This is a genomic window from Dietzia sp. HMSC21D01 (assembly GCF_001815995.1).
In the GTDB taxonomy this organism is placed as follows: Bacteria; Actinomycetota; Actinomycetes; order Mycobacteriales; family Mycobacteriaceae; genus Dietzia; species Dietzia cinnamea.
This window is the reverse complement of the sequence record NZ_KV824106.1, coordinates 1-7653: the sequence shown is the minus strand read 5'-3', so window position 1 is coordinate 7653 and position 7653 is coordinate 1. Positions and strand designations below refer to the sequence as shown.

9 protein-coding genes are annotated in these 7653 nt (G+C 72.7%); all 9 read right to left on the bottom strand.

What is annotated here, in order from left to right:
* The coding region (gene whiA, locus HMPREF3086_RS15735) for a DNA-binding protein WhiA (RefSeq protein WP_070722858.1) at positions 1-378 on the bottom strand (378 nt) is incomplete at its 3' end.
* Positions 379-403: 25 nt separating this feature from the next.
* A complete protein-coding gene (yvcK, locus tag HMPREF3086_RS15730) occupies positions 404-1387 on the bottom strand; it encodes a gluconeogenesis factor YvcK family protein (protein ID WP_070722857.1) in 984 nt (327 codons plus the stop codon).
* Between the two features lie 7 nt (positions 1388-1394).
* Complete coding sequence (rapZ, locus tag HMPREF3086_RS15725; RefSeq protein ID WP_070722855.1) at positions 1395-2273, bottom strand: RNase adapter RapZ; 879 nt, start codon at positions 2271-2273, stop codon at positions 1395-1397.
* 4 nt (positions 2274-2277) lie between these two features.
* On the bottom strand, positions 2278-4365 hold the full coding sequence (gene uvrC, locus HMPREF3086_RS15720) for an excinuclease ABC subunit UvrC (RefSeq protein ID WP_070722851.1): 2088 nt from the start codon (positions 4363-4365) through the stop codon (positions 2278-2280).
* A 6-nt stretch (positions 4366-4371) separates the two neighbouring features.
* Complete coding sequence (locus HMPREF3086_RS15715; RefSeq protein ID WP_070722849.1) at positions 4372-4848, bottom strand: PH domain-containing protein; 477 nt, start codon at positions 4846-4848, stop codon at positions 4372-4374.
* Positions 4845-5321, bottom strand: coding sequence for a 6,7-dimethyl-8-ribityllumazine synthase (gene ribH, locus HMPREF3086_RS15710; RefSeq protein WP_007628592.1), 477 nt, complete (start codon positions 5319-5321; stop codon positions 4845-4847). The genes HMPREF3086_RS15715 and ribH overlap by 4 nt, the downstream gene beginning before the upstream one ends.
* Positions 5318-6577: a bifunctional 3,4-dihydroxy-2-butanone-4-phosphate synthase/GTP cyclohydrolase II gene (locus HMPREF3086_RS15705; protein WP_070722847.1), complete on the bottom strand. Its 1260-nt coding sequence runs from the start codon at positions 6575-6577 to the stop codon at positions 5318-5320. The genes ribH and HMPREF3086_RS15705 overlap by 4 nt, the downstream gene beginning before the upstream one ends.
* A gap of 74 nt (positions 6578-6651) precedes the next feature.
* Complete coding sequence (locus tag HMPREF3086_RS15700) at positions 6652-7275, bottom strand: riboflavin synthase (protein WP_070722845.1); 624 nt, start codon at positions 7273-7275, stop codon at positions 6652-6654.
* Positions 7275-7653, bottom strand: a 379-nt coding sequence (locus tag HMPREF3086_RS15695) for a RibD family protein (RefSeq protein ID WP_210401887.1), incomplete at its 5' end; no start/stop codon positions are given. The genes HMPREF3086_RS15700 and HMPREF3086_RS15695, both read right to left, overlap by 1 nt.

The following is a 7653-nucleotide window of genomic DNA, read 5'->3' as shown; positions in this document are numbered from 1 at the left end:
GGCCGCGGCGACGGACCCGCCGACGACGGCCGCGGGGAGCCCGCGGACGGCCCGCCCCGCGTTGTCGATGAGCCCCAGTTGGCGGGCGAGGTCGGCGCCCCGGTCGATGACGCGGAGGACGAACTTGCGGGCGGGCCGCCCGCCCGAGCCCCCGATCGGGTGGATCTCGCAGGTGACGGAGAAGAGGGCGTCGAGCTCGGCGGCGAGCCGGTCGGCGATCTCGCCGGAGTCGACCTCGGCCTCGATGACGAGTCGGCCGGAGAGGACCTGGAGCGTTCCGGCGAACCTCAACAGGCCGGCGACCTCGGCCCTCCTGGTCTCGGTGTTCCCGACGGGGACCCTCACCAGTTCGGACTTGACCTGTGCGGTCAGCGACACGCCCTGCTCCTTCGTTCTCCGGTCGTCACCCCGCGCCCCCCGGCAGCGAGGCGGCGAGTGCCGTCGCCAGCGAGGCGGGGTCGTGGACAGCCCTCATGGTCCCATCCGAGCCGGTCTCGGCTATCTCCGCGGTCACCACGCGGGCGCCCAGTCCTGCCGCCGCGCGCTCGAGGTGCTCACGTTCGGTGGCGCTGAGCGGCATCCGCGGGTCCACGAGCAGGACGTCGACATCGACCCGAGGCGCGTGCTGGCGCAGAACGTGCAGATGCTGCTCCGCGGAGAAGCCCGCCGTCTCCCCCGGCTGCGGGGCGAGGTTGAGCACGAGGGCCTTGGTGGCGGCGGTCCGCGTGAGGGCGGCCGCGATCTCCGGTACGAGGACGTTGGGGATGACGCTGGTGAACCACGAGCCGGGGCCCAGCACGACGAGGTCGGCCCGCTCGATCGCCTCGACCACCCCGTCCGCGGCGGGCGGGGCGTCGGGGATGAGGCGCACGCGTCGGACGCTGCCCGGCGTGGTCGCCACGGCCACCTGCCCGATGATGGTGCGCACGACCCTGGGGTCGGCCTCGAGACCGACGACCTCGGCCGCGATGTCGAGGGCCACCGGGGACATGGGCAGGACACGCCCCGTGACGCCGAGGATCGAGCCGACCGCGTCGAGGGCCTCGATCGGGTCCCCGAGCAGTTCCCACAGTCCGGCGAAGACGAGGTTGCCGACGGCGTGCCCCGCCAGGGCCCCGGTACCGCCGTAGCGGTGCTGGAAGAGCCTCGTGAGGCGGGCGTGTTCGTCGTCCTCACCGGCGAGGGCGCACAGTGCCATGCGCAGGTCGCCGGGCGGGAGGATGCCGAGCTCGCGGCGCAGGCGTCCCGAGGAGCCCCCGTCGTCGGCGACGGTGACCACCGCGGTGACGTGGTCGGCGACGAGCCGACCGGCCCTCAGGGTCGCCGAGAGCCCGTGGCCGCCGCCGAGTGCGACGAGGGAGGGGATCCGCTTCGTGGGTTCCGTCATCGCCGGGTCACTCCCGCCCGAGGTCGCGGTGGCGGACGTGCACGTCGACCGCGTCCAGGCCGGTCAACCGGCCCGCGAGGGACTCGGAGATGGCCACGCTGCGGTGCTTGCCGCCGGTGCACCCCACGGCGATGGTCATGTACCGCTTGCCCTCGCGTCGGTAGCCGGTCATCGCGAGCCGGATCATCGTCACGGCGGCGCGCAGGTACTCCTCGATCGACTCGTCCGCCAGGACGTAGTCCTGCACGGGCTTGTCGCGCCCGGTGTGGGGCTGGAGTTCGGGGATCCAGTGCGGGTTGGGCAGGAAGCGCATGTCGAGGAGCATGTCGACGTCCACCGGGACCCCGTACTTGAAGCCGAACGACTCGACGGTGAGATGGAAGTCGAACCCGAGGTCGCCGAACGGGGTCTCCAGTCGGTGGCGCAGGTCGTGAACGCTGAGCGCGGTCGTGTCCACCACGACGTCGGCGCGTCCGCGCAGGCCCTCGAGGGTCCTGCGTTCCCGGGTGATGCCGTCGATGAGCCCGCCGCCGGACTGCAGGGGGTGCGAGCGGCGCACGTTGTTGAACCGGTTCACCAGCGCCTCGTCGGAGGCGTCCAGGAACAGGATGCGGGACCGCTGTCGGCCGGCGAACAGCTCGAGCAGCTCACCCAGGTGCTCGTCGAAGCCGAGGCTGCGCGTGTCGACGACGATCGCGAGACGGCGGGGTTCGTCGGCGGAGTCGTCGAAGCGGCCGAGGAACTCCCCCACGAAGGGCAGCGGGAGGTTGTCCACGACATACCACCCGAACTCCTCGAGGACCTTCGAGGCGGTCCCCTTGCCGGCTCCCGACATGCCGCTGATCAGGAGGAGCTCACGCCCCCGGTCGTCGTCGCCGTCGTCCATCGTGTCACCTCGCGTCGTTCGTCGCGGCCGGCCCCGGCCGCCCTGCCGAGTCTTCCACGTCGGTGCCGTCCGCGTCCCCGGGCCCGGAGTCGGCATCGGCCGACCCACCGCTCCCGAGCGTCGCGAGGATCGACGCCGCGACGCCGGGCCCGATGCCGGGGACCGTGCACAGGTCCTCCACGGTGGCGGCGCGCAGCGCGGAGACGGTGGGGAACTTCTCGACCAGCGCCGCGCGGCGGGCGGGGCCGAGCCCTGGGACGTCGTCGAGCACGGAGGCGGTCATCCGCTTGGAGCGCGCGCCCCGGTGCGCGCGGATGGCGAACCGGTGGGCCTCGTCGCGCAGGCGCTGGAGGAGGAACAGTCCCTCGCCGTGACGCGGGAAGATCACCGGGTACTCCTCGCCCGGCAGCCAGATCTCCTCGAGTCGCTTGGCGATGCCGATGACCGGGACGTCGGTCACGCCGAGCTCGGACAGCACCTCGGCGGCCGCCTCCACCTGCGGGCGCCCGCCGTCGACGACGAACAGCTGCGGCGGGTAGGCGAACCGGCGGGCGGGCGGGGCCGCCTCCGGGTCGCCCGCCTCGTCGTCGACCGGTCCGTCCGTCTCGTCCGGGGTGAGCGCCGGGTCCTCGTGATGACGACGGAAGCGTCGGCGGGTGACCTCGGCGATGCTGGCCACGTCGTCCGAGTGACCGTCCCCCGCGGCATCGCGGATGCGGTACAGGCGGTAGTCGCTCTTACGGGGGATGCCGTCCTCGAACACCACGAGGGACGCCATGACGTCGGTGCCCTGGGTGTGCGAGATGTCCACGCACTCGATGCGCAGCGGTGCGGAGTCCAGCTCGAGGGTCTCCTGGATCTCCTGCAGGGCGGCGGAGCGCGCGGTGAGGTCCCCGCTGCGGCGCAGCTTGTGCTGGGTCAGGGCCTCGACGGCGTTGCGGTGGACCGTCTCGGCCAGGGCCCGCTTGTCCCCGCGCTGCGGCACCCGGAGGGAGACCCGGGAGCCGCGCAGGCCCGAGAGCCAGTCGGCGAGCTCCTCCGAGTCCTCGGGCAGGGCCGGCACGAGCACCTCGCGGGGCACGGCGGAGGCGATGTCGCCGGACTCGGCCGCCTCGGCCAGGTCGGCCTCCCCACCGTAGAACTGCGCGAGGTAATCCGAGACCACGCCGGGGACCGCCCGGGCCGCGTCGAACTCGCCGTCCTCGCCGATCCCGTGCGAGTGCTCGACCACCCAACCGCGCTGGCCACGGATACGTCCGCCGCGGACGTGGAAGACCTGGACCGAGACCTGCAGCTCGTCGACCTCGACGCCCACCACGTCGGCGTCGGTCCCGTCGCCCAGGACGACCGCCTGCTTCTCCATGGCCCGGCGCATCGCGCCGAGGTCGTCTCGCAGTCGCGCGGCGCGCTCGAAATCCAGGTCGGCGGAGGCCTCGAGCATCCGCTTCTCGATGCGCCGCATGATCGCGTCGGTCCGTCCGGCGAGGAAGTCGATGAGTTCGTTGACGATCAGCCGGTGCTCGTCCGGGGTGACCCGGCCGATGCACGGGGCCGCGCACTTGTCGATGTAGCCGAGCAGGCAGGGCCGCCCTAGCTGGGCCTGACGCTTGTAGACGCCGGCCGAGCACGAGCGCACGGGGAACACCCGCTGCAGGGTGTCGAGGGTGTCGCGGATGGCCCACGCGTGGGAGTAGGGGCCGAAGTAGCGGGTGCCGGGGCGTCGGGGGCCGCGGTAGACGAACGCGCGCGGCACCTCCTCGCCGACGGTGACGGCGAGCATCGGGTAGGTCTTGTCGTCGCGGTAGCGGACGTTGAACCGCGGGTCGTACTTCTTGATCCACGTGTACTCGAGCTGAAGCGCCTCGACCTCTGTCGAGACGACCGTCCACTGGACGCCGGCGGCGGAGGTGACCATCTGCCGGGTGCGCGGGTGCAGCAGTGACAGATCGGCGAAGTACGAGCTCAGCCGACTGCGGAGGTTCTTGGCCTTGCCCACGTAGATGACGCGCCCATGCTCGTCACGGAAGCGGTACACCCCCGGCTCGGTGGGTATCGAGCCGGGGGCCGGGCGGTAGGAACGCGGGTCGGCCACGGCGCGTCAGCGGTCGGCGACGGTCTCGGGGTCGGCGGCCGAGGGCTTGTGGGCGCGGATGACCTCACGCAGCCGGGACATGGCCTCGACGCCGTCCCGGCCGTCGAAGGACTGGATCGCCCAGATGCCCGCGTGCTCGTACGCCGGCAGTTCCAGCCGGGGCCAGTAGCTCGAGCGGGGGAAGGTCACGCCCACGATGTCCTCCCAGCCCCACCCCCGGGTCCGCAGGGGGCCGCGCAGCTCGACGCCCTGCTCGCCGGCGCGGACGCGGATGCGCAGGAGGGTGAGCAGGACGCCGGCGAAGATGAGGCCGATGGCGACGTAGGCCAGCTGGTCGGCGACGCCGATGGTGACGCCGGTATCCCCTCGGACGAGGATGACGGCCCACACGACGTGGGTGATGACGATGAGCACCGCCAGCGCGATCACGGTGGTGCGCATGCGGCGCGGGGTGTGCTCGAACTCCCAGGTGTCGTCGCTCATCGGATCGTCCTCAGTTCGCGTAGGGCGATGGCGGCGCCGAGGGCGGCGGCCACCGCCTCCCCGCCCTTGTCCTCCGCTGCGCCCTCGTGGCCGTCGCGGTCGCGGGCCTGGTCCTCGTCCTCGGTGGTGAGGACGCCGTGGGCGACGGGGGTGGCCTCGTCGAGGGCGATCCGGGTGAGGCCGTCGGTCACCGAGCGGCAGACGTAGTCGAAGTGGGGTGTGGCGCCCCGGATGACGACGCCGAGCGCGACCACGGCGTCGTGGGTGCGCGCGAGCTCCTGCGCCACGACGGGCAGTTCCACGGCTCCGGTGACGCGGGCGAGGGTGACGGCCGCTCCGGAGGCCTCGGCGACGGCCAGCGCCCGGTCCACGAGCTGGGTGCAGATCTCCTGGTGCCACGTCGAGGCCACCACGCCCAGCCGCAGCCCGCGGGCGTCTGGGACGACCAGTTCAGGTCTTCCACTGCCACTCATCGCTGATCCTCTCCGCCCACGTCGGCGCCGGCCGGGCCCTCGTCGAGCCCTTCGAGCAGGTGGCCCATCCGATCACGCTTCGTGCGCAGGTACCTCAGGTTCTCGGGCGTCACCGCGGTGGGCATGGGCACCCTGGCCACCACCTCTACCCCCCCGGCGCGCAGGGCGTCGGCCTTGGCGGGATTGTTGGTCATGAGCCGCACACGCGTCACCCCGAGATCGCGCAGCATCTGGGCGGCGAGGCTGAAGTCACGGGCGTCGGCGGGCAGTCCCAGGTCGAGGTTGGCGTCGACGGTATCGCGGCCCGAGTCCTGGAGCTGGTAGGCGCGGAGCTTCTGGACCAGGCCGATTCCCCGGCCCTCGTGGCCCCGCATGTAGAGGACGATCCCGCGTCCCTCCTCGCACACGGCGGCGACCGCGGCGTCGAGTTGCGGGCCGCAGTCACAGCGCAGGGAGTGGAAGACGTCACCGGTGAGGCACTCGGAGTGGATGCGGACCGAGACCGGCTCGTCGCCGGAGATGTCGCCGGCGACCATGGCCACGTGCTCGACGCCCTGGAGGGTGTCGCGGTAGCCGTGGGCGGTGAGGGTGCCGGCGGGGGTGGGCACGCGGGCCGCGGCCTCGTGGACCACCTGCACCTCGTGTGCACGCCGCCAGGCTTGCAGGGCCTCGATGGTCACCATCGCCAGGCCGTGCTCATCGGCGAAGCGGCGAAGCTCGGGGGTGCGGGCCATGGTCGTGGGATCGTCCTCGGAGACGATCTCGCAGATCACGCCGGCGGGGCGCAGTCCGGCCAGCCGGGCCAGGTCGACCGCGGCCTCGGTGTGACCCGGCCGGGTGAGCACGCCACCGGGCCGGGCGCGCAGGGGCACCATGTGGCCGGGGCGGGTGAAATCGCCGGGCACCGTGTCATCGGCGGCGAGTAGGCGCGCGGTGCGGGCGCGGTCGGCGGCGGAGATACCGGTGGACACCCCGGTGCGGGCGTCCACTGTCACGGTGTAGGCGGTGTCGTGGCGGTCCTCGTTGATGGCCCGCATCGGCGGTAGGTCCAGGCGGAGGCAGTCCTCGGGCTCGAGCGCGACGCACACGTACCCGGAGGAGTACCGGACGAGGAAGCCCATGAGTTCAGGGGTGGCGAGTTCGGCGGCGAAGATCAGATCGCCCTCGTTCTCGCGGTCCTCGCTGTCCACCACCACCACGGCCCGTCCCGCCGCGATGTCGGCGATGGCTCGCTCGATGCCGTCGAAGGTGGTCACTGCTGCGGGGTCTCCTAGTGTCTGACGAGCCCGGGCGTCGGCCGCGGGTCCGGGCTCAAGTATGGCGCATCCGGTCAGCGGGACCCGCCACCGCGTCCGTTCAGCAGTCGCTCGACATACTTGGCCAGCACGTCCACCTCGAGATTGACGGGGGCGCCGACTCCGAGGCCGCCGAGGATCGTGGCGTCGAGCGTGGTGGGGATGAGGGAGACCTCGAACCAGGCGTCCGCCTCACCCGACGCGCTGACCGCCGAGACGGTGAGCGAGGTGCCGGAGACGGTGATGGACCCCTTCTCCACCACGTACTGGGCGAGGTCGGCGGGCAGGGAGATGCGCAGGACGTGCCAGTGCTCGTGTTCGACGCGGTCCAGGAGCCGGCCGGTGCCGTCGACGTGGCCCTGGACGATGTGTCCGCCGAAGCGGGCGTCGGCGCGCATGGCGCGCTCGAGGTTGACGGGGTCCCCCGGCGCGAGGGCGGCCAGCGCGGTGCGGTCGAGGGTCTCGGCCATGACGTCCACGTCGAAGTGGCCGCCGGTCTCCCACCCGGTGACGGTGAGGCAGACGCCGTTGACGGCGATCGAGTCGCCGTGGCCGGCGTCGGAGGTCACCAACGGGCCGCGGATCCGCAGGCGCGCCGAGTCGCCCCGACGGTCGATGGACTCGAGGGTGCCGAGCTCCTCCACGATTCCGGTGAACATCAGCGGGTTCCTTCCGTCGGCCTGGCTGTCATGCGCAGGTGGATGTCCGTGCCGAGCACGGTTGTCTCACGCAGGGTGAAGCCGTGCGCCGCGGCGAGGGTGGTGACGCCGGCGTCGGAGACGGCCGGGCGCCCGCCGCCGAGTACGAGCGGGGCTATGTAGGCCTCGACCTCGTCGACGAGCCCGGCGGCCAGGAACGCCCCGGCCAGTCGAGGTCCGCCCTCGACGAGGACGTGGCACACGTCGCCGAGCATCGCGAGCGCCTCGGCGGGGTCGCGGGTGGCGAGGTGTCGGAAACGGCCGTCGTCGCCGCGCACCGCCGCGCGGGCCGGGACGTCGGTCAGTCCCATCACCGCCCGGAGGGGTTGCCGGGCGGCG

Excerpts from the sequence above, each read along its gene's own strand:
- yvcK (WP_070722857.1), bottom strand. The coding sequence starts at position 1,387 with ATGACGGAACCCACGAAGCGGATCCCCTCCCTCGTCGCACTCGGCGGC.
- rapZ (WP_070722855.1), bottom strand. The coding sequence starts at position 2,273 with ATGGACGACGGCGACGACGACCGGGGGCGTGAGCTCCTCCTGATCAGC.
- ribH (WP_007628592.1), bottom strand. The coding sequence starts at position 5,321 with ATGAGTGGCAGTGGAAGACCTGAACTGGTCGTCCCAGACGCCCGCGGG.
- HMPREF3086_RS15700 (WP_070722845.1), bottom strand. The coding sequence starts at position 7,275 with ATGTTCACCGGAATCGTGGAGGAGCTCGGCACCCTCGAGTCCATCGAC.
- HMPREF3086_RS15715 (WP_070722849.1), bottom strand. The coding sequence starts at position 4,848 with ATGAGCGACGACACCTGGGAGTTCGAGCACACCCCGCGCCGCATGCGC.